The organism is Haloferax sp. AB510, assembly GCF_024136985.1.
GTDB lineage: Archaea > Halobacteriota > Halobacteria > Halobacteriales > Haloferacaceae > Haloferax.
In genome coordinates, this window is the sequence record NZ_JAMYJY010000002.1 from 69,202 (window position 1) to 93,297 (window position 24,096).

The following is a 24,096-nucleotide window of genomic DNA, read 5'->3' on the forward strand; positions in this document are numbered from 1 at the left end:
ATGTACTACGCCTACAAGTACCGTCTCAAGCCGTCCGACGCCCACCGTGAGGAGTTGGACCGCCACCGAGACATTTGTAGGCAACTGTACAACCACACGCTCTACCGCCTCAACGAGTACCAAGACGAACACGGCGAACTGCCGTCCATGACCACCCTACGGTCGGAACTGCCCGACCTGAAGAAGTGGTGGGACGGCCTCTCCGACGTGTACTCGAAGGTTCTCCAAACCGTCGTGGAACGTCTGTTCGACAACCTCAAAGGACTCTCGGCGCTCAAGAAGAACGGCTACGGCGTCGGCCAACTCAAGTGGAAGCCGCCACGGGAGTTCCGCAGTTTCACCTACAGTCAGTCTGGCTTCAAGCTCGACAAGAAGGGCGGTCAGACTGTCCTGTCACTCTCGAAGCTCGCGGATATACCGATTCGGCTCCACCGCGCCATCCCCGACGTTCACAAGAGCGACAGCTCTTGTGCAGCCCATCAGAAATCTCTGATTTCTGAGGACGACGCCAAACTCAAGCAGGTCACGGTCAAGAAGGAACCGACGGGCGAGTGGTTCGCCACGTTCGGCGTCGAAATGGACCGTGAGCCGCCCGAACTGCCTGAGAATCCCGAGAAGTGCGTCGGTATCGACGTGGGGATTCTCAAGTACGCTCACGACACGGAGGGTACGGCGGTCGGGTCGCTTGACCTCTCCGACGAGCGCGAACGCTTGGAGCGTGAGCAACGGAAACTCTCGCGGAAGCAACACGGGTCGAACAACTACGAGAAGCAACGGTGGCGAGTTGCGGAGTGTCACGCCGACCTCCGTCGGAAGCGCCGCGACTTCTTGCACAAACTCTCGAACTACTACGCTCGAGAGTACGACCTCGTGGCAGTCGAAGACCTGAACGTGAAGGGGATGATGGAGTCGCCGTCGAACAGCCGCAACACGGCGTCTGCCGCGTGGGGAACGTTCCTCTCGTTGCTTGAATACAAGTGCGAGCGAGAGGGGACGCATTTCGTCGCGGTGAATCCGCGTGGTACGACCAAAGAGTGCGCGTCGTGTGGTGTCTCGACGGAGAAGCCGTTGTGGGTCCGTGAACACTCCTGTCCTGCCTGCGGGTTTGAGGCGGACAGGGACGCGAACGCGGCGTGGAATATTCTTTCTCGCGGTCTCGAAGATGTAGGAGTGGGATACTCCGAATCAACGCCTGTGGAGACTGCGCTTCCTGTGGATACTTTGGTGTCTGCAAAGCGCGTCGTTGAAACAGGAAGCCCAACCCTCAAGGAGCGAACGGCGTCAGCCGTGAGCGAGTAGGGTAGGGTAGTTCACTGCTGGACAACCTCGCGCTCGGAATCGCAATCGGCGTGGCGCTCGGGACGGGGCTGGGTGCTGGGTTGTCGATGCGGTAGGGTGGCGGAGTTAATTTCCGAATTGTCGTGGAGTAGTGGCAACTGCTCGTGCTGACAGTCTCGGCCGAGTCTCGGTGCCCGCTTTTCGAGTCGCGTTACTGGGTGGTTCCACGCTCGAGAGCAGCAACGACGTCAGAGAGATCGAAGAGGCGGAGGTCATCACGCTCGGCTGCTGCTTCCTCGACGGAGCGTTTGAACCCAGAACGACTGAACAAGGCGAATTCATACGTCGGCTCACCACCGCCGGTGGGTGTCCAATCGATTTGCTCCACGTCGTCTTCGAGGTCCGCGAGCACGTCATACCCGAGGGGAGCGTTGGTGAATTTCGCTTCGCCAGCGATCAGCGTTGACTCGTCGGTTGGTGCAACGACATCTATCTCCTGGCCCTTGTACCACCACTGGCTTGGCACTCGTGTGAGCTGGTAATCTACATAGAGCGCCGGCACTGCCTGGTGACAGAGCGATTCAAACGTTTCACTAACGAAGTCGGGTAATTCCGGTTCGATGAGATCCGCGTAGGCGTTCTCGCCGTAGAGTTCGTACTGTCCCTCGCGGCCGTAGAGATACCGAAAGTAAAACCGAAATACGGGATCTCGAAGCCGGTACCGAGTCCGCTTGCTGCGCGCCGGATCGGCGAGTGCCGGATGATGTTTCTCGATGATCTGGAGGGTTTCCAGCCGGTCGAAGTAGTACGACGTGTTGGTGCTCTCGATACCGGCACCCTGAGCGATCTCGTTTCGACTGCGGTTCCCGCTGGCCATCGACTCCAGAACCGAGAAATACGTGTTCACATCGTTGAGCTCCATCTGGAGGACGGTTTCGGGTTCGTCGTGGAGTGGGCCATCCGGGTCGCACAGCAGCCGCGTGATGTTCTCTCCGAGGCTCTGTGATGGATCGAGCGGGCTGAGATATCGGGGTGTGCCGCCGAAGACGCCATAGACGAACACCCGTGCTTCGGGATCGTACGTCGGCACGAACTCTTGGATGGAGCGAAACGGCAGCTGGGTGAGTTCGAGGCGGCCATTCGGTGTCTGAGAGACCCGGCCGTAGAGTGGCGCACCACCATCGAGGACGTGGGTGTGAATCATGCCGATTGCAGAGCCTGTGAGTACGAGTGTTGCCTGACTCTCACCGACAGCTGTATCCCACAGATGTTGAATGACCGAGGGAAGCCCCTCGTTCGATTCGATGAGGTACGGGAATTCGTCGATGACGATGACTGCGTCTTTGTCGGTGAGGTATGTTACGAGCGGTTCCCATTCCTCTTTGACGGCCGTGATGTCTGGGTAGGTCGACGCTGCTGCCTCGACGAATCGCCTGAGCTGTGTCGTCGCTGTTCCTTGGACTGCCTGATAGTACACAGCATCGTCGCGGTCGGCAATCGATTGGCGGACGAGTTCGCTCTTGCCGATCTGGCGGCGACCATAGATGATTGCAAGCTCTGCAGCACCACTCTCATAGAGGGCTTGCAACCGATCGAGTTCCTCGAGACGATTGACGAACTGGTCCATACCACCATGTGGTGGCGGATGGTACATATGTGCTCCGAAGTTAGTAATTGAACTATAATAGTTTGAGCTATAATAGTTCAACCACTAACTCTACGGGTCAATCACAAAGGCGGACCCCCACGACCGGAGGTCTCGTCACACACCGTGTTCGAATTGAATTCACCGCTTGAAACCCGTTTCAACGGGGGTCTGAGCCGATATTACGTGGGTTATCCTTTGAGTCAGATTTCATTTCGAACAGGGTGGGAGGCTGTGCAGTCGGTCATGGACTCGGTACCGCACTCGATTGGCGACACGAGGATACCGTCTGCAACCGTGGGAGGCCCACACACCTCGCACCGAGTGACAGACTGGCAAGTGTAGTCAGCAACCCACCTTCGGTCGTCTGCTGGTTTGTCACGTGTTGTCCGTGGGGCCACGTTCTTGCTCTACGAACAGCTGAACTGTCCGAAGGCCAATGAACCTCGGGACGCGACCCATATACTGCGTGTAGTCTTCTCCGAACTGTGCGTGCAGCCATGGCTCTTCAGCAAGCGGAAAGCTGAGCCACCACGCGAGGTAGAGACAACAAAGTAGCACGACAAACGGTGAGCCGGTGATGAACACGTATCCGACTGTTGCGAGAATGTATCCAACATACTGCGGGTTTCGAGAGTATCGATAGAGACCATCGGTCCGTAACTCACCCTCGAGTCCCTGTGTCTGTTCCACACCGAGATCAGACGTCGAGACGAGGACGATACCAAATCCAATACTCATAGCCATGACGCCAAGATACAACACCCAACGTGGGAGCCCAAGCATCCCAAACTGAAGGATACCAAGACCGAGAAGCACCAGATTCAACGTGTACGACAGTCCCCAAAAGAGGTAGAATTGGTAGTTCCGTTCACCGAGTGGATAGTATGAATTGTACCCGAGTATACTCGCCCAAACGCCTGCAAGATTTCCCAGCCCCACCACGAGTCCAAGGCCAAGTAGTCCCTTGCTAGGTGTCAGTATCATCAACTCGATGTACTCCGAAGAACGGCTTCGGGATTATGGCTGCACACTTAGAAAGTTTAAATACCGAATCTTGTTTCGCCGCAGACATGAAATATCTGCGTGCGTCGCTCAGTCAACCGGACTGGATGTTACATCCCATGCAGCAATTCATTCGCAACAACGACGTGGTTCAGTATGAGGAGTTGTTGTCGTGGAATATCGAATCTAGCAATGATATTGAGTACGAACTGTTTTACGTCGAGGCAGCTCGCGAGCCGTACGAAGAGGCGATTTCAGCCGTCGAGTCGATTCAGTGGTACGAAATCACTCCAATTGACGACTGCTCATTCTACGTCTATCTCTGTCAAGAGACCCGACCCGAAGACCGAACGTGGCGCCAAGCGTATACTGAGTTAGATCTCGTCGTCCTTCCGCCGATCATCTACTATGCTGATGCAACATTTACGATGACGCTCGTCGGCGCAGGAAGCGATCTCAGCTCGCTTCTCGAACGGTTACCACCGAGTATCGATGTCACGGTCCACGCAATCGGGACGTTTGACCGCCGCCACGAGACTGTCGCGACAGACTGTACTGAGCGTCAGTTCAAGGCAGTTCAAGCGGCAGTCAGAATCGGCTACTACGATGTCCCACGGCAAGGGTCGTTGAGTGATGTCGCATCTGCGCTCAACTGTACAGAGAGTACCGCATCGACCTTGCTCCGGAACGCTGAGTCGTCGATTATGAAGCGAATCGTCACTCGGTATCGTGACCGTTGATGCGGACGCGGCCGCCCCACGGATGGTATCCAGCTGTGGATTGGACGACGTACCGGTGTAGGAGTCCTCCAACAGCGTGTAGTAGAGACTGAATCTACAGCAGCGTGCTACAGTTCCAGTTAGAGATACTGCTCAACGAACGCTCGATGCTCGCGCGCCCGTTTGTCCCGCGTTGCTGCAGATTCATCCTGATACCAGAGTGGGAGGCAGGCCATCGCTCCCAATCGGCAGACGAGGTGGTACACAGCCATCCGTTCACGGGTTGCCGCATCAAATTCCCACGCCGTTCGAGCCGAACTGTAAGACTCTCGGAAGAGTTCACGGAGGCGTGCAGTCTGTCGAGCGCCGTCTGCTTCGGGATTCAACAGATAGAACTCCGTCTGTGCGAGGTTATTCGCGGGTTCTGCTGCCGAAAGGTTTGCCCAGTCAAGAACTGCCTGTGTCGCCCCAGATTCTGGGTCGACCAGCAGGTTCCCAATTCGGTAGTCCCAATGGCAGTACGTCGGCGGATCAGGTGCCTGTAGCGACGGAACAACCTCGTGGAGATACTCTCGGAGGTCCGGGACGAGGTCAGCAAAGCGTGTTGGGTCGTCTGCAAGCTCTGGAAAAGACCCCCCAGAGGCGAGACTGTCGAGCGTGTCGTTACCGGTGGCCAGTATCATGTCGCGGAAGTCGTCGAACCGGGGGTGTTCGTCTGTGTCCACCACGGTCAGCTGCTTGTCCTGAACACCGACTTTCCCCGATGCGGGGAGCGGTCCAAGTTCGTGGAGTGCTGCGAGATTCTCGCCTGCCTCTCGGATAATCGTCTTCCGGACACGCAATGGGAGGTCGTCGTCCGCTCCCTCATAATTCACGCCATCGATGAACTCCATGAGATAGAATGGAGCCGCAAATCGCTCGTGGTCGTCGCAGTAGCCGAAGACGGTTGGCACAGGGATGGACGTTTCCCGACCGACCAACGTGAGGAGCCGCGGCTCTGATTTCGCGATGAGTGGATCAACAAAGTCCGCTGTCGTTGCCTTGAGTACAACGGCGCGGCTCCCGTTCGGCGTTTGCACAGTAAGCTTCGCAACAAAATCGGTCCCGTGCGGGCTCCGTTCGATTTCGTGAACCACCCAGTCCGGTTTGAGTGCGTCGACCATGCCGCGCACCGCCGACTCTGAGACGTCGTGAGAGCGTGGGTCAGAAACTTCGTTAGTCATACACGGACTCTCAACTACGTCCCGAGAAATGTTTTGGTGCCAACTGTGTGACTGATTTGCGGCCTGTATTCAGTACGGTCTCGTGAACCGTTGACCTCCTGTGGGGCCCTCACCCATCCGTTCTGTAGTTCGTTCGAGGACACTCCTGTTGGTGGCCACCGAATCGGTCGCGTGAGTTGACCACACACTCGGAACGATGCTGGTGCGTTCCGTGCATCCTGGTGTTGAGAACGTCCATGGACTCTTCTCGTGTGTTCGAAGGCGACCGATGCACTCCCAAACGAGCCCGAAAACTCGTGCATGGGGCTTGTTAACAATCGTTAACCATCGCTGGCACCTATTAGGATGCCAGCATGACCGCCGACGAAGCGTCGGAATACGGACCGACACCGGAGCAAGCGTTTGCCGTGCTCGGCCACGAGACGCGACTCGCGATCCTCTTTGTGCTCTGGGAACAGCGGCGTCTCGACGAACACGTGCCACAGCACCCGATGACGTTCTCAGCGTTACGGAAGGCGCTCGGAATGCGGGACGGCTCGCAGTTCAACTACCACCTCAAGCCCCTCCTCGGTCGGTTCGTCCACCACGGGGCGGACGGGTACATGCTCCGACGGGAGGGCGAGCGTGTGGTCAGCGCTATCCTCGCCGGTGCGTTCACCGACGAACTCGTGTTCGACGCCGTCCCGAACGACAAGCCGTGCGAACTCTGTGGGGGTCAAACCGTCTTCGAGTGCAACACGGAGTTGACCCGTGGGTACTTCGCGATTAGGTGTACCGAGTGCGACGGAGCGTTCGGTGGCACCGGCTTCGATGGGGCATTGAGCCTGACCGAATCGCTCTCACCGATCGGGACTCGCAGTCGAGACCCGACGGAGTTCTACCGAGCGCTCGATGTCATGGTGAAACACCAGATCATGTCCGCAATCGAAGGCGTCTGTCCCGACTGTACCGGAACCACGAGCGTGACGCCCCTCGTGTGTCGGGACCACCACGTGGAACCGGGCCACCGCTGTGAGTCGTGTGACACCATCTTCGAGGTGCAGTACGACATCGTCTGCGACGTCTGTCACCAGCGGTTCAGTATTCCGAGCAACCGCTGTTTGCTCACCGAGCCGCGAGTGCTCGTCTTCCTCGAAGACCACGGCTACGACCCCTGGTACGACTGGCTGTTGATCGAACTGGAACTGGTCCACCGCCAGACCGTTCGCTCGGAGGTCCCGTTCGAACTGGAGATCGTCCTCGAGGCCGACGGGGACCGACTGGTCGGGACCCTGGACGACCGGGGGGCGGTCACAACCCTCCAGAGACTCCCGCGAGCGCAGTCATGACAGATGGCTCAGGCTAACGAATTTCAGTCCGTTTCTGGATAGAAATATAATTCAGCTTACATATATGTCCTGAGCGGCCGTCACTACGCACGAGGGAAGATGACCAGACTCGAATCGGTTGGACGACGTGAGATTGAACAGACCGACGGTGTGTTGCGCCGGACGGTGTTGAAAGCCAGCGGACTGACCGTCGCCGCGCTCGGGATGAGCGTTCCCGTTGCCGCCGACCCGATAGATCACGATGGAGAATCGAGTGCTGACCGCGACGTCGACAGCCCCGCGGGGTTCACCGTCGAACTCCTCGCCGGGCACGCCACGTTCCCCGACGAGGTTGCCGCGACGTTCCGGCTGAAGTACGACGACGGAGACAGAACTATCGTCTCCAATTTGCCACGGGACGCGTCGACGACCATCTTCGCCAAGGTGACGTGGGACCCGGCGGGAACTTCGGGCTGGCACACCCACCCCGGGCCGGTCATCGTCAGCGTCGTCGAAGGCGAACTCGAACTCACCAACGAGCGTGACTGCATCACCCGGACTTACTCGGCCGGCGAAGCCTTCATCGACCCCGGGCAGGGAAACATCCACATCGCGTCAAATCCGAGCCAGCACGACACCGCCGTGGCCTACGCGACGTTCCTCGGTGTGCCAGCCGGCGCGCCGGCGACGGTGCTGGTGCCGCCGGTGTCGTGTGATTAAGACGCTGGGTGCTGAGTATCCAGCGTCGGGTGTTTCATGCTCGGCAGGCGTCGTGACGTATCATACTGCTCTTAAGCTAATTTGGATAGTGGAGCTTTCCGGGCCACTCAGTCAAATTTGGAACGGGTTTACCAGCATGGCGAGTGCTGTCTTCAGCTACTTGTTCTGTGTTGCAAGTGGCGTCGATTCTGCTGGTTCACTTGTCAGGGCAATAGGTTTCTATCTACGTACGAACTGCAGTCAATGGGGATTTCCTGCCAAATTGCTTGTATCGCACTGTAACTCGTCCACCCCTCCCCCTCCAGAAGCTCTCCACACGCCTCACAGAATTCTTGCTTCGAACAGTTGCCGTTCTTGTGAAGTAAGTAAAGGAGATAGGAGGGAGCGACTGCGACACCGTCTGCGTCTCGTTTCTCGAAGATTCGGTTTATCGATTCTCGACCCCTCTGGTCCATGAGAACGACGAAGGTGTAGCTTTCTGGGTGCTGTTCGAGTTCTTGTTCTAACGACTGTTCTCCAGCGTCTGGTCCGTGCGGCCGGGGAACGCTATTGATCGTGGTGAACGCCGTGTTTGAGTCGTCTTCAAACGGTTCGAGTGCCGCGACACTCCCATCATAAATCCACTTTCGACGGCTTCCATCAGGCGCAAATTCAGACTTGTCGCGGATGTGTCGCTTCAACTCATGGATGCAGACGTTCGTCGTCGTTAGGTTGAGATTGCCGACAACTGTCGGCCACAGAGCTGTATTTGCGACAGAGATGAGTGCGTCAGTATCCACAAGAACAGGATGCCGTATTTCGTCTGCACCCATTCGTTACTGGTTCTGGAAGACGCCATCGGTACCGAGCGCCTCTGCCTTCTCGACTGCCTCGCGCTCACGCTCAATATCCTCGAGTAAATCGCCAATGAGAACCTTTGCAACGCCTTCGTCCAGTTCTCCGTCGAGGTACTGTTGGTGCAACTCGACTCGCTCTTCATTCGAGAGCACTTCTCGGAGCTTCTCCTTAAGACCCTCTCGAGCGAGTTCACTGATGTTTACCCCTCCCAGACGCATCTCACTAAGGCGCTGGCTTGCACGCTTCTCGTCAGCCCCCCTAAACTGGATTTTGTCGTTGTTCGTTGCCATGGTACCCGGAGCTAATCGTTCCACGAATATATCTGTTGTGACCCGCCATCCGTGTCATGACAGACTGCTCTGGTGGCAGTCTCAAACCCACGATGAAAAAGAGAGTCTCTGTATAGTCACGCCACACGATTCAGGGTCTGGGGACCTCAACAGAGCCGTTTGAAGGCGCTGGTACGACAGGGGTTATGGACGCACGTGAACAGGCAGTCGTTCTGAACGCGCATCAGTTGACGACGACGGTCTCGATGATGACTGTTCCAGCGAGAGGCACTAGACACAGGTACAGACTCGCCATCACGGGAAGTACGACGAATCGTACGGCTTCGGGTGACATCCGCCCCGGTCTACACGCCATGGGCGTCCCACGCATGGGGAACGCCAGTTAGTCGTCGTCGTCGATGCTCGACCCTGCCCGGTTCGGCGAACTCGGTCGCTCGGCACCCGTCGAGTCGCTCGTGCCGGAGAGGAGTGGCTCAACCTGATTGAATTCCAGAAGCATGCCAGCGATGGCGATGACAGAGATGAGTGCAAATGGGAACCCAGTGATGATTGCCGACGAGCGGAGCGCGTTGATACCGCCACCGACGATGAGTAGCGACGCAAGCCCTCCCATGAGAGCACCCCAGATGACGCGGTTGACAGTCGAGGGGTGTTGCTTCCCACCTGTCGTGAGCATCCCGAGTGCGAGTGTCGAGGAGTCTGCAGACGTGATGAAGAATGTAACAACGAGGAACAGAAACACGGTCGAAAGCACGCCACCGAATGGCAACGAGCCGAACAACGGGAAGCCGGAGACGGCAACACCGTGTTCGGAAACCATCTCGAGCATCGGTGCGATGTCCTGCCGTTCGAAGAAAATCGCACTCCCGCCCATCGTGAGGAACCACGGCGTGGTCGCAACGGTTGAGCCCACGAGTGCCGTCGCGACGACTTGCCTGATCGTCCGGCCGCGTGAGATCCGGGCTACGAACAGCCCACCAAATGGTGCCCACGAGAATACCCATGCCCAGTAAAAGACAGTCCAGTTGCCGACCCACTCGCCAGATCCCGTCGCGTTGGTGTACAACGACATCTCGAGGAATCCAACGAAGTAGCGTCCCATCGCCTGGAGCCCCGTATTCATGATGTAGTTGGTTGGCCCCAAAAGGAACGTCATGGCCGTCAGGACGGCGAAGACGCCCATATTGAATCGTGAAATTCGGGCAATACCCTTCTTGACGCCGAGTGCAACCGAGGCGGTGAACGCAACCGTCAGCCCAGTGATTACCAACACGGTCCCGGTATCACCGATCGAGACGCCGAAGTTGTACGCCAGCCCAGTGAGGAACTGCTCTCCGACGAATCCGAGCGTGGTTGCGATCCCACCAATCGTCGCGAACACCGCCAGGATATCGATTCCCTTCGCTAGAACGCCGTCAAGCTTGTCGACGCCGACGAATGGCGCGATAAGCGTCGACACCCGCATCGGGGCATCCTTACGGAACGCGTAATACGCAATCGGGAGTGCGACGATGAGGTACGGAACCCAGTACGAGATCCCCCAATGAAAGAGGGTGTACTGAATTGCCCCGACCGCCGCGGTCGCCGATTGGGATTCACCCCCGATGAGTGGTGGCACCGTCTGGTAGTGACTCAACGCCTCTGCAGGGCCCCAGAAAACGATCCCTGCTGCAATGCCTGCCGAGAACATCATCGAAAAGTACGACAGCAACCCGAACTCGGGCTCTTCGTCTGGCTTGCCGAGTTTGATTCGTCCCCACGGGCCAACCATCAGCCAGAGGCTGAACATAACCATCAGGAACATCGTTCCGATGTAGACCCACATATACTCCGTCCAGAGGAACGTATTGATCTGCCCCATCGCGTTTGCAGAGGCAGTCGGGTTGCTGAAGAACACGATAATCGCGAGCAGCGACACCGAGAATCCAATCCCGAAGATGGTGAAGTCCAGTTCGTCGACGAACCGTTTTATTGGGGTGTTATTTTCTACCATTCGGAATGATGTCTTCTGTCATGGTGTCTCTAATTTCGGGTTGAATATGGCTCCTGTTTAAGTCAACGCTGTTCTCGGCGGTGCCGGTCTTCCAACGAATTGCGGGAATTGACGACGGATTTACAGTAACGCTCCGAAAAACGTGTCACTCGGACAATGTGATGGGTGTCTCGGCAGTCTGTCACTTGGTGCGAGGGGTGGGGGTGAACTCGTCGACGTCGGTGCTGATCTTGTTAGAGCGGTGCTGCATACAGGTCGCGTCTCGGTCCAGCCGATAGAACAATTCACACTCAGTAGATATGGTCGAACAGTATGAACCGCCGCGCCTTCCTTGGAGCTGCTTCCGCAGTCGGGATCCCATCGCTTGCTGGGTGTAGCACTCTCGAGAAGGTCGAAGAACCGTTCGTCACATACCGACTCGACGGGATCTTCACAGACAACGCCGTCGACGAAGCAATCGAGTTTACAGTAGAGGTACTGGATGGAACTGACCCGATAGACGACACATCCGTGACACTCAGTGCACTCGACGCTGACGACGGCGACTCCTCCATGGTGCTTGAAGAACCGTGGATGGACGAGAACGCACGATACGGGATTCGAGTGACATCGACAGACGGTGAACAGGTGACGCTGACGTTAGCGGACGTGTTAACCAGCAGAACAGCGGCGGTCCATGACAAGCCCTACATCGAATACACAGTCATCTATACCGGGTTTTTCAGGCTCTCTGTGAATTTCTACGACGAACCTCGAACCTGACACCGATAGCGGAGCGCGGACATGAGAGATCCGGCTCAGTGCAGCCGACGCTCGGTCATCCTGTCGGCGTCCGCTTTTCAATCGCAACGAGCGATTCATCGAGTGCTTCGAGAACGTCGCGGGTGGTTGGTTCACCGCCCCAGGAGTAACGAGACGTCGTGGTTCTGAGGCCGACTTTTGCACCAACGACTAGGGATGGAGCTGGTTCGCTCTCGCTGTATCCCTGCGTGTCGAACACGTCGTTGAACGCGTCGCTTTGAACCCACGAAAGCCACGTTGCTTCAGCCTTTTCGCCGAGGAGTGCAAGCACTCGGTCATCGACCAGCCACTCGACCGCCTGCTCGGCGTCGGTGTCCGTCTCGTCGGGGAGGACGAGCAGGTCGGCGTTGTGGGGTGCGTTCACCGTCTCGATTGCGGCAGGCATCGAGAGGTCGACTTCTTCGGCGACGTACACCGGCGTCACGTCGAGTCGCTCGTATGTTGACTGCGCTGTGTCTTGGTCGTCCGTTTGGAGAGCCGAACACCCAGCGAGTGAACTGAGCGCGGCGATGCCGCACGCACGGAGGGCGTCCCGGCGAGTGTAGTGTTGCATGGAACTGGGTCAGTCGGAGGGGTTGAAATTGTGTCGATTGGTTAAGGTGTCTCGATGGACAGTCTGTGGAGTTCGATCGAGCCACTCAGCGAAACACCACATTGACGATAGGTTCTTGTCACTTGGTGAAAGCCATGAGGTATGGACGGCAAACGAGTCCTCGTTACTGGCGGTGCCGGTTTTATCGGCTCGAACCTCGCGAATCATCTTGCGGAGGATAACGACGTCATTGCAATCGACGACCTCTACCTCGGAACGCCCGAGAATCTGGATGATGACGTGGAGTTCCACGACATGACGGTCCTCGACGACGACCTCCCGACCGAGGGCGTCGACGTGGTGTTCCACCTCGCGGCGCTGTCGTCGTACAAGATGCACGAGGAGAACCCGACGAAGGGTGCCCGTGTGAACATCGAAGGCTTCGTCAACACGGTCGAGCAGGCCCGGAAGGACGGCTGTGATACCGTCGTGTACGCGACGACCTCCTCGATTTATGGCTCGCGGACGGAACCCTCGCCGGAAGATATGCCCGTGGAGTCACGGACGGGCTACGAAGCGTCGAAGTTAGGCCGTGAGCGCTACGCGGAGTACTTCCACCACCACTACGATATGCAACTCGCAGGCATGCGTTTCTTCTCGGTGTACCAGGGCTTCGGCGGCGCGGAAGAACACAAAGGCGAGTTCGCGAATACGGTCGCGCAGTTCACCGACAAGATCGCGAACGGCGAATCGCCCGAACTGTTCGGTGATGGGTCCCAAACGCGTGACTTCACGCACGTGGATGATATCGTTCGAGGGATCGAACTCGCCGCAGAGGAGCGACTCCAGGGCATCTACAATCTCGGGACTGCCGAGAGCTACTCGTTCAACGAGATGGTCGAGATGATCAACGAGGTGCTCGGGACGGATGTGGAGCCTGTGTATGTGGAAAACCCCTTCGAGGTGTACGTCCACGACACGAAAGCAGACTACTCGAAGATCCACGAGGCGACCGGGTGGGAGCCCCAGGTGTCGTTCGAAGCGGGTGTCGAGCGGGTTTGTCAGCCGTATCTCGACTGACGACGACACTCGCGGTTGTGTTTCAACCGGGCGTTTCGAATTCACTCGTCAGTTCGGGCGTCGTGTACGAGTTGAGTAATCTCGTCCATCGAGCATTCGCGTTCGTTGGTACGTCTTTCTACACGCCGCTGGAACTCCGTGACTGACGGCAACCCGATTTTCATCAGTACGAGTCCGAATTCGGTCAGTACGACCATCAAATTCCGTCCTCTCTCAAGATCGAACTGCTCGCGGGGACGGCTTGGAATCGTAATCTGTCCGTTCGACGCTACCGTGGCCACCGCGGGATCGTCTGTGTTTATGTGGGGTCTATCAGCTACGGGATAAGCGAAATTAGTGATTTTTTCACCAGTCTTCGTCCGTCTTCTGTGAGTTCACCTTTGGTTTTTCCGTTCATGATCGACGCTGGTGCGACCGTGTAGAGCGCCCACGGCATCAGGTACGATGTGTTGTTGAACGAAATACCGGTGAGGTGCTCATCTTTGAGTTCGGGTGTCGTTTGTTGGTACTTTCCAGCGCTTGTCCCAACGCACATCACAGTACAATCAGTAGCACTGAACGGATGCGTATCGTGAGCTAATACGATAATTGGTCTCTGAGGATGCGCACCTGTTGGGTCTTGTGCCCAGCAAACATCGCCTGCAGATAGCTTACTCATTTAATTCGGCTTCAAGCTCTGCGAGTTCTGCATCGAGTTCCTCGTCAGTGCGACCGCCTCCGATTTGTTTGTCGGGTTCTTCGGGAGTGGCGTCCGCATCGCGGTGGTGACCGAACAGTCGATCGACTTGGTTGAGACTGGAGACGTACCGCCGGATGTCGTCTCGTTCGCTCAGCGCGTAGTAGTAGCCGTCATCCGTTTTTCCGATGTAGTCGTCGTCGTAGAGACGCTTGAGTGTGGTCGTAGCGGTCCCTCGAGGGATGTCAAGGGCTTCCTTGAGCTCTTGCGGGGAGTATCCCCACTCAGAATTTTGGTACAGGTATGCCACGAGATCTGATTTCGTGGTCCCTGGCCGAAGACTGAGTTCAGCGTCGTGATGTTTGAGGAGCACTGGCATGGTGTACCCGAATGTAGTCGATTGTGTCATAAAGACGTTTCGGTCAGTTCTCTGGTTGTATCCATCTCCGTCTTAGCGTACTGTCCTCGACAAAAGTGGTTCAATACTGTTACCTGATTGGGACATCATTACGTTCCATGGCTTCTGGGCGCTACCCCCGAATCACCGTTACTGAAGACGTTCAGCCCAGTAACATACCATTCCAACTCGGGGTAGAGAAGATACGTGACTTCTCACCCGATGCACCCGCTCGGATTCGAGGTTCATTTGAGAATCGTTCCTCGGAAGAGCAAACGGTTGGCTTCGGCGCAATCCAACCGTACTCCAGTATCTGGAGCGAAGATGAGGGGTGGCTTGTTCTCATCCCGAGTGACCGTGAGATTCAGAAGCACGTCTTTGGAACGGACGAGGAGATTGTTCCGGGCCGTCCTGTCGAGGGGTGCTGGCAGACGAATCTTGTTCACTTCGTTCTTCCTGGCGTGCTTAGGTGGCAGACACTTGCCCCTGGTGAGTGCATTCAGTCCGAATACACGGTCCTACATTACCCAGAGCGCGAGATACTGGACGCCACGATGGACACGTGGGTGAGTACTCGGTCCACAGATACCAGTTGTCTTCCCGCAGGGAAACATCGCTTCGTCGAATCATTTATGCCGGGGATTAGAACGGACGCATCGTGGGAATTCGAGTGGGGTTATACACTCTCAATTGAAGATTGATATCCTCTACATTGAGCGATTCAGACGGTCAGACTGGGCGTCCCGATGTGGTGTCTTGGCCCGTGGCTTCAGCTGCTCACCTCACCCCACGTCGGTCCGTGGAGTACGCATAGAGATAGGTACACACGAGAATCGCCGCGCCAAGGCCGACCATATTCTGGAGTAGGTCTGTGACCGTCACGACGAACATGAGCGAGAACACACCGTAACACCCGAGGCCGGCAAAGAGACACATGGTGAAGCGCTTTCGAACCCAGTACAGCTCGTGTTCGCGTTTCTGTGGGAGACCATCGACCACCGGCCAGTACGAGCCTGCGATGAAGCCGACCGCAATTGCACACACGAACAGCAACAACAGGGCTTGCGCATTCCCACCCAGTAGCTCACTTGGCGTCCAGTGGGTGACGGCACTCACGGCGAGGATCGACGCGCTCCCGACCGTTGGAGATGCGATGGCGGCAATCCCAGCACCCTGGCAGGCGGCCATGAATCGAGTCAGCGGGTCGGGACGAGTGGGACCGTACGATTCGACCGACATCGTGAGCGAATCCACTCGCGGCTCGTAGTTGGCTATTACGGCCGGGGGGACTCCTCACCGTGGGTTGGCCAACACCGATACTCATCACACCCGTTGTGATTTGTCTCGATGGACTCACCACCACAAACTCGTTTTATTCACTCACACTACCCGTGTCCACAGAGGAGCTTTCTCGGGTGCTGCTGCTAGCTTGGGGGGCTGTCCCCGCGGTGGGTGTCGACCGCGCGGCGGCGTGCGGCCGACTATCGACCGTTGATCACACGCTCATCAGCGCCACCTCATCACAACGTCTGTGATCCCACTTCCACCCTCGGACTTCGGTGCCGTCTTTGCGAGTTCCGAGACAGCGTGCTCGGTGAAGATGACGCGTTTGGTCCCGCGGCGTTTCACGATCTTCACGCCCTCTCTGCCGAGGTCATCCAGAAAGTCCATGACACGACTGGCGGTTTGGGTGTGTGGCGTTCGGCCTTCCTTTGCGTGGAGGACGGTGCGAATGGTACTTGCGTCGAGTGCGAAGCCTGCAGGGACGTTCGTGGCGTACTCTCTGATGTCCTTGGCGATGAAGCGAGCGCGTTCTTGGTTGGCGGTGAGTTTCGAGAGTGCTTGGGAGGGGAGCCGGATGAGTTGTTGGAGGGGGGAGCGACGGGTGTTGGACTCGTCGTTGGGGGTGTTCTCGGATTCGACAGCGTAGAGGCGCTGTTGGAGATGCTTGCGGTGGTCCGATGCGGCGTCGAGTTTGCTTTCGAGTTCCTGTGTGCGGGTTTCGTATTGAGAGAGCTGGTCGCGTTGGGACGCGATTGTCTGTGCCTGGGCGTCGACTGTGTTCTCGAGTTGTTCGTTGTCGGCTTCGAGTTTGTCGACACGCTCTTCGAGTTCGTCGATCCGGGCGGCGAGGTCCTCAATGGAGGTCATTCGTGGCCCTCCATGCGGGGAGGCTGTACGACGAGACCTTTTTGCGTGGGTGGTGTGTTCGGAGACATGCGGTTTGGTCCAACCAACCGCCTAGGGTCCGTGTCTTCAGCACGGGTCCTTTCTACAAGGACAGTATCCCGAGAGCGATTGTTATCCGCGAATAGACTCTCAGGTATTATAATGCTTAGCATATTTAAGCTAAGTTATTGTCTTAGATAAGCTACTCTAGACACTCATCGGCCGTACTATTGTAACAGAACAATCTGCTAGGGAAAATGCGACCCCGCCCAGAATGGATGTCACTGAAGGATGGGCTCATACTCGAGTTTCTCGCGGAGCATAATTTAGAACTACCACCAAAGCCGCTCTACCGAAATCTCAATCGGCATGGACATGAGATTGGATATTCGACAGTACGTCTTCGAATAAGCGAACTCGAGAAACATGGATTAGTGAGCGAAGTCGGTACTGGTGGCTATTATGAAGTCTCTGAGGTTGGGCAGAAATACTTACAGGGAGATGTAGAGCCAGCGGAGATCGAAGACTAGCTACTCCTCTTTCCACCACACGACTGCACGGCACCGACGCTCATCTTTCCTACGTCGCCGGCTTCGTGAAGTGCCTGCAACTTCTGCCGGGCTGCCTCACTCAGATGCACCTCGCCCAAGCGTTGACGCGAACGACCGAGCCCGAAGTGCAAGCGCATCTGTACGCTGCGCTGGAGTCCTGCCAGGAGTTACCGACGACGCTCGCGACGTGTCCCGCGTGTGGGGTGGTAGGGTTGCCAGAACGGATCGAGATTCATGACTGTCGGCGTCGATAAATCGAGTCTCAAATACTCTCAGCGCAAAACTGTATTGTAACGCGGAGTTACTATCTCCGTGACTATTTAATATGCTTGATAGTTAAATTGGCTCTGTCGAAATCACGTTCCTCAGACGGGGTCTCAATAAACAGCCAATAGTCGACTTCTGCGAATGCACGAATCGGCATTGAAGCCGTCTGTGACGCTTTAATTGGGATCGAAATCAACCCGAAGGACTCTCGATGAAGCGCGTCCCAAACCATGAAAAGTATATTCAGTCAACAGACAAAAATAGTATCAAAACTGACTGTTACCATTTTCAGATAGCTATCACTCATTTTTGGATCGAGCCGAAGATCCACACAACACGCTATTATGACCATCACTGTTCCACAAGCGACGCTGTAGGCGGTGTGCTTTGAACAAGACCTCTAGACTGTGTCCGGCTCGTGGTGTCCCATTGCGTGTTGGAAACTGCGTGCAGGTGTACCGAACATATGGATGTTATACCACTCGGCCCCTACTGCCGTCCACGCTGCCTCGTTACTGCTCGGCGTAACCCGTTCGACGACGTGGCCACACCGATGCGACGGACACAATCTCTAACTAAATGGACGTTCGACACCGCTAGTAGTGTTCTCAGTCCCTCGACTGTGGTCCGGCGTGTCCCTCCAAACACCTCCCTTTCCCGTCGGTGTGCGTGAAACGCATGTGACCGGGCTCGTGATGCTCATCGGCCTCATCTTCGGCGGGATGTATCTGTACACTCGTTGGCGTCAGTTTCTTCGGTAGACACAGCTACGGACTGCGTTGCACCCTCTCGACGAACAATACTCACGTTGAGCTGACGGCCGAGTCAGAGAGTACAGTTCGTATGCTCTCCTCTCTGCTGTCTTGCGCTTTCAACGGCGAACGAAAGCATGCGAAATGCACTCTATCCGGTCCCACTTCGGCCATCGCGTTCTGAGTGAGAGAGTACATTTCGTATGCTTTTCACGTCGGTTCCTGCCGTTTTTGGATGCAAATTCGAGCATACGAAATGGACTCTGCGCTTCTCGTGATGACGGCTACGTCTGGATTTTGTCTGTCGTCGAACTGAAAACCGAGTAAGAGAGTGTATTTCGTATGCTATCGTCTGTACTGTCTTGCGGTTTCAACCAAGAAACGAAGCATACGAAACGTACTCTATCTCAGCTGACTTCGGACGTCATCTTCTGAGTGAGACAGTACATTTCGTATGCTTTTCGTGGGTACGTCGTGCGTTTTGGCGTACAATAGTAGCAGACGAACTGTACTGGTGAAGTCGTGTTCAGTTTGCGGTCGTTGTGAGACAGTACATTTCGTATGCTTTTCGCCATATAGCGTCGCCCCTCAATCTCACCACTGAGCACGCAGACACAACTTGGGGATGACGAAGACGAGGGCCGGTGACTCCATTCCGATCCAAACGAGAGTACGTTTCGTATGCTTCGGCTCTCCGCTCTCAGGTCACTCGTCGTGTTCGATTTGCTCGCGGGTCTCCAAGACGAGGTCGGAATCGAGATCGAGTTCGTACTCGTAGTACTGTCCACCACTCAATCCCTCGTTTCGATCGTATCGCTTGGCGAAGCCGAGCATGTGGAGATCCGAGAGGTGGTCCTGAATACTCTTGAGCGTCGTCAACGGTTCAACGCCCCAAGACCGTGCGACTGTTTTGTAGTGGGATTGAATTTCCTTCGAGCGCACGGGGCAGTGCCCCTGTTCTTCGAGTCGAGCAATCGTCTCCAAGACGAGTTGTGCCTGTTCGGTTTGGTCGCGGATGCGGTTGCTCAATCGACCACGTTGGACAAGCCGTCGAGCCTCCTCCACATGCTCGTCAGTCACGCAGTACTCGCCTCGTTTTTCAGCCACCTCCGCGCCGACACGAAGTAGGTCGATCGCTTGACGTGCATTGCCCATGTCTCGGGCCGCAATCGCGGCCGTCATGGTTATCGCCGACATGTCGTAGCCATCCTCGATGAACGCACGCTCCGCCCTATCGAGGAGGATGGTCTTCAGTTCGGTCGCATCGTACGGAGAAAACGAGATTTCGGTCTCCATCAGCGTGTCTTTGACCTTCGGTGAGAGGTCATCTCTGAACGTGTAGTTGTTGCTGATGCCGATAATTCCAATTCGAGCCTCGTCGAGGTGTCCGTTGGACCGCGCGCGGGGAAGTTCGTAGAGGAGCGAGTTCGCACCAGAGAGGTGGTCGATTTCGTCGAACGCGAAGATGTGTGTCCCACCAATTCGATCGAGTTGTGTGTAGAGTTCGTCAAAGGCGTCGCCCGTTCCCAATCCTCGCTTGGGGAAGTCACTCGCGTGTGGTGGGAGCAGTTCGTTTACCAAGCGACGAACGACCATGAAGAGCGTCTTGCCATTGCAGTTCACCTCGTGGATGTGGAGGTCATCTGCTTGCTCTCGCGTCTCGACTTCTGTCGACAATGCATCCAGCATGTAGGTCGTGACTGCGGTCTTCCCAAGTCCTGCCTTTCCGTACAGCATGACGTTTTTCGGATCCCGGCCAAAGAGGACGTCTTGGAGTGCATATCGGTATTCTTCGATTTCTTGGTCACGTTCGAGAATCTCTTCGGGCTGGTACTCTTCGCTGAGTACACTTTTGTCAGCGAAGATTGTCTCCGTCATGTCGCTGAACGGTCCTGCCATGTCCTTACAGAAACCAGGACGATGTACTATATAAAACCACACTTCGTCTGTTTCGTATGCTTTCTCATCTCGAACGACGATTGGTTCTACCCGACGATACTGGCGTTTCGAGGGCGTTTTCGTGAGACAGAGCATACGAAATGTACTCTCTCACTACGTGCGGAGACTACCACGTGTACTGTGACTCTGGAACCGAGCGATGGTGTGTGGACTCCCCTCCGGTCCGAGCACTCACAGGGTGTCTTATTCTAGAGAAAGCATACGAAATGTACTCTCACACTCGATGGTGTCGTGTGTATCAACCCAATTCGTGGGTCGGAGTGGGTGATATAGGCTGTCCGGGTACCTGGGTGTGGAGGTTAGCTGTAGGGCTATACACCTGGGGTAGACGAAGGGACTGAATTACGAAGACGCTCGGTCTGTCTGCAATCGAGTGATAACATAGACGGTGAGTGCGATTGCACCGAAGACGATGGACGGTTCGAAATCCGTACTCAGGTACAACCCGGGTGTTGGTGGGTGAAGTCGCGTGAGCGGCCAGAGGAGTGGATACGATAACCCAGTCGGTTTCAATAGGAACGCGTCCGCGATGAGGTGCGACGCAGCACCGACTGAGAGAAGCGCAAACACACGGCTGCGCTCCGACTCGGAGACGAGAAGAACACCAATAAGGACCGAACACAGGGCTGCACCTGCGGTGTGAAGGCCAATCCAATCAAACGGTATCCCGAGCAATTGTTCGACTCGAGCGCTTGGAATCAGTAACCTGACCTTGGTCATATCGGGGATGAACGCCCCAGCCATCGCGACGGTGACGTACGGACGCGTGATCCACTCGTAGCGCCACGAGGCGACCGTGGCAATCGTGTATGCGAGCAGGACGTGTGAGAGCAGGTCAGGCATCGTGGTCCTCCGACTGCGTAGATTGGGTGGTGAAGTCACCGATCCCGAGTGGAGTCTCCCGCGGCACGAGCGACCACGTCTCGTCGAGACGCCACGACCGGATAATTCTCCCAAGCACCCACAGGCCAGCGAGGAACGAAACTGCGTACATGTACAGGTAGTTCCCCGGCGGGACGGTGTAGGCGTTCAACGAACGAATCGTCCGATCTGGTTCGACGACACCGTATACTGAGAGACTGTCACCCTGCTGCGCATCGACAGCGGCGTCGGTAACGCGAAGACGGACCTGTTCACCAGCCCCATACTCAGCGCTGATCGTGAGCGGGTCAGTATCGATGACCGTGCCCGTGAGACTCACCTGGTCGCCCACCCACGCGTCGTAGTCTGTACCCAACTCTTCGGACCCGGGATATGCGCCTACCCCTGGTGCAGGTGCAAGTGATCCAAACCAGACCATGAGTCCGAACAAACACCCCAGTAAGACGAGGATGCCGAGGACACGTCGACGCGGGTGTTGGGTCATTGGTGTTCAGTTTAGAGGTTGGCCGATAAGTGTTCACGACTGTGGTGTGTCTCCCGGTTCACCTCGACAACTACCAGCTACCGTTAACTGCCCGACGATACGCCGCCTCGGCTTGGTCGGCGACGCTGTCCCAATCGTACTTCTCGGCGCGTGTGGTCGGTTCGGTCGGCGGTGTCTCTCCCGCGAGTGCTTGGGCTAACGACTCTGCGACTGAGTCTGGGTGGTGAAGAAAGAGGTCGAGGTGTACTATGGACTACTCAGTCATTCGTTCTTCACAGGAACCGGGAATTTGTAGTCGTACGCCATGAGCGTATTCGAACGCCGTAAGTCGTCGAGGAACGTCCGTGCATCGTAGTCACGAAGGCGAATGTACAATCCGGACCCGTCCTCGATGCCCTTCTGTCTGACTGCGTAGTTGTCGTAGCCCAGGCGGTCGACCTCTGACTGGAGGTGTTCGACGCACGACTCGGGAAAGCCGTGGGTCGCAAAGGAAACGCGCGGCGCGCCGCTGTCGCGAATGGAACAGTTCCCGTCACCCCAGTACCAATGCAGGAGTGCTGTCTTGTCGAGGTGGAAGTCCTCCGGGACGATTTTTCGGTTGTTCTTCTCGTCCCTGATTTCGTACCACTCCTCGTACATTCGTTGGAGGCGTGGTTGCGGTCGTGACGTGACTATCCAGGACGTGTAGTCTTCGTCAGTAAACTGATTCAGCCGGGTGAACGAGTTCGGCTGGGACTCCGGGAAGAACCCATCGGGAAGCTTCTCAATCAGCCGACGTGCGTGTCCTTCCGTCGTCGTCGAGAGTTGGAAGAAACACGACCCATCGTATCGAGAGTGTAAGCACCCGTCACCGAGTAATTCTCCCTGGATAACCGACACCTGAGATGGATTCAGTCCGTGGTCAGTCGTCTTCGGGAGTGAGATGGGATCGGCACCCGCCTTTTCAAGATGGAACCGAATTGCGACCGGGGACGTGTCGTACTGGTCCGCAAGCGACTGGAGGGAACGCCGACGCTCGTACGCTTCGACCAGCTCGTCCCTTCGGCTCGCTAACTGTGCGTACGCTGGACCACCATTTCGCATTGCGACATCGGAGTCGTGCAGCCGACTCTGAATTGGTCTCGTGGACACATCGAACACGTCCGCAATCTCTCGGAGCGACTGTCCCGCTTCATAGCGTTCGATAATCTCGTCGACTCGCTCGTCGAGCCATTCGTATCGCTGCATCCGTCAGACCCCCACCGGGAACGTTTGGTAGTCGTGATACTGTTCAACAGACTCTTGTCTATCTCTATCTGAGTTGCTCATGCTTCGTCTTGGGCGAAGCACGGGGCGGTGTCTCCAGCACCGTCCTCTCCTTTGAGGCGACCCGTGCTTATCGATAGCTGCTACGGACGGTGGCTATTTAGGAGTTTTGCTTAGCAAAATGCTTGGCAAACAGTTCGATTACATGCTTGGTGAATTGCTGAGTATTATGCATACGGAGTCAGAACTGCGCGCCATACATGGTCAACGAACGCTACGAACCGAACGAACGGGAGGAAGTCGTCCTCGAGTTATTCAAGCAGGGGCGGCGTTCTGGTTCACCGTGGGGTCGTGTTAATCCGCTGTATCTGCGTGAGCATTCGGATCTGGAGAAAGGCCAGGTCGAGTACGCGCTTCGAAATCTGACGAATGCTGGCTGGATTACGCAGTTAAATCGAGGTGGGTTGTATGAGTTTGTGGAAGATCCGCGATCGACTAAGTGATGCGTGAAGGAGTAGTGATTGTCTCTCCCAGCATTTGATTTCCCATCCTAATTACTAAACTATGATGAAGGTTTTTCAGTACATTACCAAGATATTATTCTCGGCACTGTCTTAATGAAAAATCATATGTCATGTGAGGGGATAATGAGGCATAGCCAAATGCCAGACAACGTATTGCTCTTAACTGTTGACTCCGTCAGAAAAGACCATTTGCCACTCTCAACTGGCAACCAGTCCCAAACACCGGCTATTGATGAGCTTATCGAAGATGGTGTTTCGTTTGATTCTGCCTTTGCGACTGGACCTGCAACTGCAGTCTCATTCCCGGGAATACTTACTGGGACCTTACCGCTGTCATGTGGTGGCCTTGGTCCCCTCGATGAGTCCAGGCCTAGACTCTCTGTACAGATGAATAAAGCAGGCTTTGAGACAGGTGGTTTCCAATCGAATCCGTTCCTTTCCCATCACTTTAACTATGATGTCGGATTTGACGAATTCAAAGACTACCAAAACCCACTCATGGGTGTGGCAACAAAGATTTTTCCTCGTGGGATTGAAGTAAACCATCCAAAGCTTCGGTATCTTGATGAAAAGCTGAATTTCACACAGCATATAAAGTCTGTATATCAATTTGTTCGCGGCAAGCCGCGTCCGTACGTTAGTGCAGAAGTGATCACAGAAGACTGTTTAGAATGGATTGAAGAAGTTGAGTCGAATTTCTTTGCGTGGGCGCATTATATGGATGTTCATCATCCTTGCTACCCACCTAAAAAGTACCGAG

Annotated in this window: 24 protein-coding genes; 10 read left to right on the top strand and 14 right to left on the bottom strand. The window is 56.0% G+C overall.

The features are described 5' to 3' along the window. Positions 1–1,299, top strand: coding sequence for a transposase (locus tag NKF06_RS00725; protein ID WP_253244198.1), 1,299 nt, complete (start codon positions 1–3; stop codon positions 1,297–1,299). Between the two features lie 190 nt (positions 1,300–1,489). Here NKF06_RS00725 and NKF06_RS00730 read toward each other — a convergent pair whose 3' ends face one another. Together NKF06_RS00730 and NKF06_RS00735 are read right to left on the bottom strand one after the other, a co-directional pair. Further along, positions 1,490–2,905 carry an ATP-binding protein gene (locus tag NKF06_RS00730; RefSeq protein ID WP_253244199.1) on the bottom strand — a complete coding sequence of 472 codons (1,416 nt, stop codon included), beginning with the start codon at positions 2,903–2,905 and terminating at the stop codon, positions 1,490–1,492. A 396-nt stretch (positions 2,906–3,301) separates the two neighbouring features. Continuing rightward, positions 3,302–3,910 carry an isoprenylcysteine carboxylmethyltransferase family protein gene (locus tag NKF06_RS00735; RefSeq protein WP_253244200.1) on the bottom strand — a complete coding sequence of 203 codons (609 nt, stop codon included), beginning with the start codon at positions 3,908–3,910 and terminating at the stop codon, positions 3,302–3,304. Positions 3,911–4,047: 137 nt separating this feature from the next. Between NKF06_RS00735 and NKF06_RS00740 the strand changes: the two genes are divergently transcribed. Beyond that, positions 4,048–4,668 carry a helix-turn-helix domain-containing protein gene (locus tag NKF06_RS00740; protein WP_082677777.1) on the top strand — a complete coding sequence of 207 codons (621 nt, stop codon included), beginning with the start codon at positions 4,048–4,050 and terminating at the stop codon, positions 4,666–4,668. 119 nt (positions 4,669–4,787) lie between these two features. Here NKF06_RS00740 and NKF06_RS00745 read toward each other — a convergent pair whose 3' ends face one another. Further along, positions 4,788–5,810, bottom strand: coding sequence for a phosphotransferase (locus tag NKF06_RS00745; protein WP_253244201.1), 1,023 nt, complete (start codon positions 5,808–5,810; stop codon positions 4,788–4,790). Between the two features lie 413 nt (positions 5,811–6,223). On the opposite strand from NKF06_RS00745, the gene NKF06_RS00750 reads away from it, so the two are divergent. Together NKF06_RS00750 and NKF06_RS00755 are read left to right on the top strand one after the other, a co-directional pair. Beyond that, complete coding sequence (locus tag NKF06_RS00750; RefSeq protein WP_253244202.1) at positions 6,224–7,198, top strand: ArsR family transcriptional regulator; 975 nt, start codon at positions 6,224–6,226, stop codon at positions 7,196–7,198. Between the two features lie 99 nt (positions 7,199–7,297). Next, positions 7,298–7,897 carry a cupin domain-containing protein gene (locus tag NKF06_RS00755; RefSeq protein ID WP_253244203.1) on the top strand — a complete coding sequence of 200 codons (600 nt, stop codon included), beginning with the start codon at positions 7,298–7,300 and terminating at the stop codon, positions 7,895–7,897. Between the two features lie 203 nt (positions 7,898–8,100). Here the strand turns inward: NKF06_RS00755 and NKF06_RS00760 are convergent, their stop codons facing one another. The 3 genes from NKF06_RS00760 to NKF06_RS00770 form a co-directional block, all read right to left on the bottom strand. After that, positions 8,101–8,709, bottom strand: coding sequence for a hypothetical protein (locus NKF06_RS00760; protein WP_253244204.1), 609 nt, complete (start codon positions 8,707–8,709; stop codon positions 8,101–8,103). A 3-nt stretch (positions 8,710–8,712) separates the two neighbouring features. After that, the gene (locus NKF06_RS00765; protein WP_253244205.1) at positions 8,713–9,024 is read right to left on the bottom strand and encodes a hypothetical protein; all 312 of its coding nucleotides are present in this window, start codon (positions 9,022–9,024) and stop codon (positions 8,713–8,715) included. 382 nt (positions 9,025–9,406) lie between these two features. Further along, the gene (locus NKF06_RS00770; protein ID WP_253244206.1) at positions 9,407–11,017 is read right to left on the bottom strand and encodes a BCCT family transporter; all 1,611 of its coding nucleotides are present in this window, start codon (positions 11,015–11,017) and stop codon (positions 9,407–9,409) included. A gap of 312 nt (positions 11,018–11,329) precedes the next feature. Here NKF06_RS00770 and NKF06_RS00775 point away from each other — a divergent pair, with 312 nt between their 5' ends. After that, the gene (locus NKF06_RS00775; RefSeq protein ID WP_253244207.1) at positions 11,330–11,779 is read left to right on the top strand and encodes a hypothetical protein; all 450 of its coding nucleotides are present in this window, start codon (positions 11,330–11,332) and stop codon (positions 11,777–11,779) included. Between the two features lie 55 nt (positions 11,780–11,834). Here NKF06_RS00775 and NKF06_RS00780 read toward each other — a convergent pair whose 3' ends face one another. Then, on the bottom strand, positions 11,835–12,371 hold the full coding sequence (locus tag NKF06_RS00780) for a hypothetical protein (protein WP_253244208.1): 537 nt from the start codon (positions 12,369–12,371) through the stop codon (positions 11,835–11,837). A 141-nt stretch (positions 12,372–12,512) separates the two neighbouring features. Between NKF06_RS00780 and NKF06_RS00785 the strand changes: the two genes are divergently transcribed. Further along, positions 12,513–13,430 (top strand): NAD-dependent epimerase/dehydratase family protein, encoded by a 918-nt coding sequence (locus tag NKF06_RS00785; protein ID WP_253244209.1) that lies wholly within the window; start codon positions 12,513–12,515, stop codon positions 13,428–13,430. A gap of 650 nt (positions 13,431–14,080) precedes the next feature. Here the strand turns inward: NKF06_RS00785 and NKF06_RS00790 are convergent. Further along, positions 14,081–14,485 carry a MarR family transcriptional regulator gene (locus NKF06_RS00790; protein WP_253244210.1) on the bottom strand — a complete coding sequence of 135 codons (405 nt, stop codon included), beginning with the start codon at positions 14,483–14,485 and terminating at the stop codon, positions 14,081–14,083. 137 nt (positions 14,486–14,622) lie between these two features. Here NKF06_RS00790 and NKF06_RS00795 point away from each other — a divergent pair, with 137 nt between their 5' ends. Next, positions 14,623–15,204, top strand: a complete 582-nt coding sequence (locus tag NKF06_RS00795; RefSeq protein WP_081909164.1) for a hypothetical protein — start codon at positions 14,623–14,625, stop codon at positions 15,202–15,204. A 76-nt stretch (positions 15,205–15,280) separates the two neighbouring features. Here NKF06_RS00795 and NKF06_RS00800 read toward each other — a convergent pair whose 3' ends face one another. Then, positions 15,281–15,691, bottom strand: coding sequence for a hypothetical protein (locus NKF06_RS00800; RefSeq protein WP_253244211.1), 411 nt, complete (start codon positions 15,689–15,691; stop codon positions 15,281–15,283). A 318-nt stretch (positions 15,692–16,009) separates the two neighbouring features. Then, positions 16,010–16,654, bottom strand: coding sequence for a hypothetical protein (locus NKF06_RS00805; RefSeq protein ID WP_253244212.1), 645 nt, complete (start codon positions 16,652–16,654; stop codon positions 16,010–16,012). A gap of 296 nt (positions 16,655–16,950) precedes the next feature. Between NKF06_RS00805 and NKF06_RS00810 the strand changes: the two genes are divergently transcribed. Next, on the top strand, positions 16,951–17,202 hold the full coding sequence (locus tag NKF06_RS00810) for a winged-helix domain-containing protein (protein WP_253244213.1): 252 nt from the start codon (positions 16,951–16,953) through the stop codon (positions 17,200–17,202). Positions 17,203–18,947: 1,745 nt separating this feature from the next. On the opposite strand, the gene NKF06_RS00815 is transcribed toward NKF06_RS00810, so the two are convergent. From NKF06_RS00815 to NKF06_RS00830, 4 genes are all read right to left on the bottom strand, one after another. After that, positions 18,948–20,141, bottom strand: coding sequence for an orc1/cdc6 family replication initiation protein (locus tag NKF06_RS00815; protein ID WP_253244222.1), 1,194 nt, complete (start codon positions 20,139–20,141; stop codon positions 18,948–18,950). 402 nt (positions 20,142–20,543) lie between these two features. Further along, the gene (locus tag NKF06_RS00820; protein WP_253244214.1) at positions 20,544–21,044 is read right to left on the bottom strand and encodes a metal-dependent hydrolase; all 501 of its coding nucleotides are present in this window, start codon (positions 21,042–21,044) and stop codon (positions 20,544–20,546) included. Further along, the gene (locus NKF06_RS00825) at positions 21,037–21,567 is read right to left on the bottom strand and encodes a hypothetical protein (protein ID WP_253244215.1); all 531 of its coding nucleotides are present in this window, start codon (positions 21,565–21,567) and stop codon (positions 21,037–21,039) included. The genes NKF06_RS00820 and NKF06_RS00825 overlap by 8 nt, the downstream gene beginning before the upstream one ends. 261 nt (positions 21,568–21,828) lie before the next feature. Continuing rightward, positions 21,829–22,794: an endonuclease I gene (locus tag NKF06_RS00830; protein ID WP_253244216.1), complete on the bottom strand. Its 966-nt coding sequence runs from the start codon at positions 22,792–22,794 to the stop codon at positions 21,829–21,831. A 278-nt stretch (positions 22,795–23,072) separates the two neighbouring features. On the opposite strand from NKF06_RS00830, the gene NKF06_RS00835 reads away from it, so the two are divergent. Both NKF06_RS00835 and NKF06_RS00840 read left to right on the top strand, forming a co-directional pair. Next, positions 23,073–23,315 carry a MarR family transcriptional regulator gene (locus NKF06_RS00835; RefSeq protein ID WP_253244217.1) on the top strand — a complete coding sequence of 81 codons (243 nt, stop codon included), beginning with the start codon at positions 23,073–23,075 and terminating at the stop codon, positions 23,313–23,315. Between the two features lie 159 nt (positions 23,316–23,474). Further along, the coding region (locus NKF06_RS00840) for a sulfatase-like hydrolase/transferase (protein WP_253244218.1) at positions 23,475–24,096 on the top strand (622 nt) is incomplete at its 3' end.

What these genes read in the sequence shown, in the direction of transcription:
- NKF06_RS00725 (WP_253244198.1), top strand. Translation starts at nt 1, where the DNA reads ATGTACTACGCCTACAAGTACCGTCTCAAGCCGTCCGACGCCCACCGT.
- NKF06_RS00730 (WP_253244199.1), bottom strand. Translation starts at nt 2,905, where the DNA reads ATGGACCAGTTCGTCAATCGTCTCGAGGAACTCGATCGGTTGCAAGCC.
- NKF06_RS00735 (WP_253244200.1), bottom strand. Translation starts at nt 3,910, where the DNA reads ATGATACTGACACCTAGCAAGGGACTACTTGGCCTTGGACTCGTGGTG.
- NKF06_RS00740 (WP_082677777.1), top strand. Translation starts at nt 4,048, where the DNA reads ATGCAGCAATTCATTCGCAACAACGACGTGGTTCAGTATGAGGAGTTG.
- NKF06_RS00745 (WP_253244201.1), bottom strand. Translation starts at nt 5,810, where the DNA reads ATGGTCGACGCACTCAAACCGGACTGGGTGGTTCACGAAATCGAACGG.
- NKF06_RS00750 (WP_253244202.1), top strand. Translation starts at nt 6,224, where the DNA reads ATGACCGCCGACGAAGCGTCGGAATACGGACCGACACCGGAGCAAGCG.
- NKF06_RS00755 (WP_253244203.1), top strand. Translation starts at nt 7,298, where the DNA reads ATGACCAGACTCGAATCGGTTGGACGACGTGAGATTGAACAGACCGAC.
- NKF06_RS00760 (WP_253244204.1), bottom strand. Translation starts at nt 8,709, where the DNA reads ATGGGTGCAGACGAAATACGGCATCCTGTTCTTGTGGATACTGACGCA.
- NKF06_RS00765 (WP_253244205.1), bottom strand. Translation starts at nt 9,024, where the DNA reads ATGGCAACGAACAACGACAAAATCCAGTTTAGGGGGGCTGACGAGAAG.
- NKF06_RS00770 (WP_253244206.1), bottom strand. Translation starts at nt 11,017, where the DNA reads ATGGTAGAAAATAACACCCCAATAAAACGGTTCGTCGACGAACTGGAC.
- NKF06_RS00775 (WP_253244207.1), top strand. Translation starts at nt 11,330, where the DNA reads ATGAACCGCCGCGCCTTCCTTGGAGCTGCTTCCGCAGTCGGGATCCCA.
- NKF06_RS00780 (WP_253244208.1), bottom strand. Translation starts at nt 12,371, where the DNA reads ATGCAACACTACACTCGCCGGGACGCCCTCCGTGCGTGCGGCATCGCC.
- NKF06_RS00785 (WP_253244209.1), top strand. Translation starts at nt 12,513, where the DNA reads ATGGACGGCAAACGAGTCCTCGTTACTGGCGGTGCCGGTTTTATCGGC.
- NKF06_RS00790 (WP_253244210.1), bottom strand. Translation starts at nt 14,485, where the DNA reads ATGCCAGTGCTCCTCAAACATCACGACGCTGAACTCAGTCTTCGGCCA.
- NKF06_RS00795 (WP_081909164.1), top strand. Translation starts at nt 14,623, where the DNA reads ATGGCTTCTGGGCGCTACCCCCGAATCACCGTTACTGAAGACGTTCAG.
- NKF06_RS00800 (WP_253244211.1), bottom strand. Translation starts at nt 15,691, where the DNA reads ATGGCCGCCTGCCAGGGTGCTGGGATTGCCGCCATCGCATCTCCAACG.
- NKF06_RS00805 (WP_253244212.1), bottom strand. Translation starts at nt 16,654, where the DNA reads ATGACCTCCATTGAGGACCTCGCCGCCCGGATCGACGAACTCGAAGAG.
- NKF06_RS00810 (WP_253244213.1), top strand. Translation starts at nt 16,951, where the DNA reads ATGTCACTGAAGGATGGGCTCATACTCGAGTTTCTCGCGGAGCATAAT.
- NKF06_RS00815 (WP_253244222.1), bottom strand. Translation starts at nt 20,141, where the DNA reads ATGGCAGGACCGTTCAGCGACATGACGGAGACAATCTTCGCTGACAAA.
- NKF06_RS00820 (WP_253244214.1), bottom strand. Translation starts at nt 21,044, where the DNA reads ATGCCTGACCTGCTCTCACACGTCCTGCTCGCATACACGATTGCCACG.
- NKF06_RS00825 (WP_253244215.1), bottom strand. Translation starts at nt 21,567, where the DNA reads ATGACCCAACACCCGCGTCGACGTGTCCTCGGCATCCTCGTCTTACTG.
- NKF06_RS00830 (WP_253244216.1), bottom strand. Translation starts at nt 22,794, where the DNA reads ATGCAGCGATACGAATGGCTCGACGAGCGAGTCGACGAGATTATCGAA.
- NKF06_RS00835 (WP_253244217.1), top strand. Translation starts at nt 23,073, where the DNA reads ATGGTCAACGAACGCTACGAACCGAACGAACGGGAGGAAGTCGTCCTC.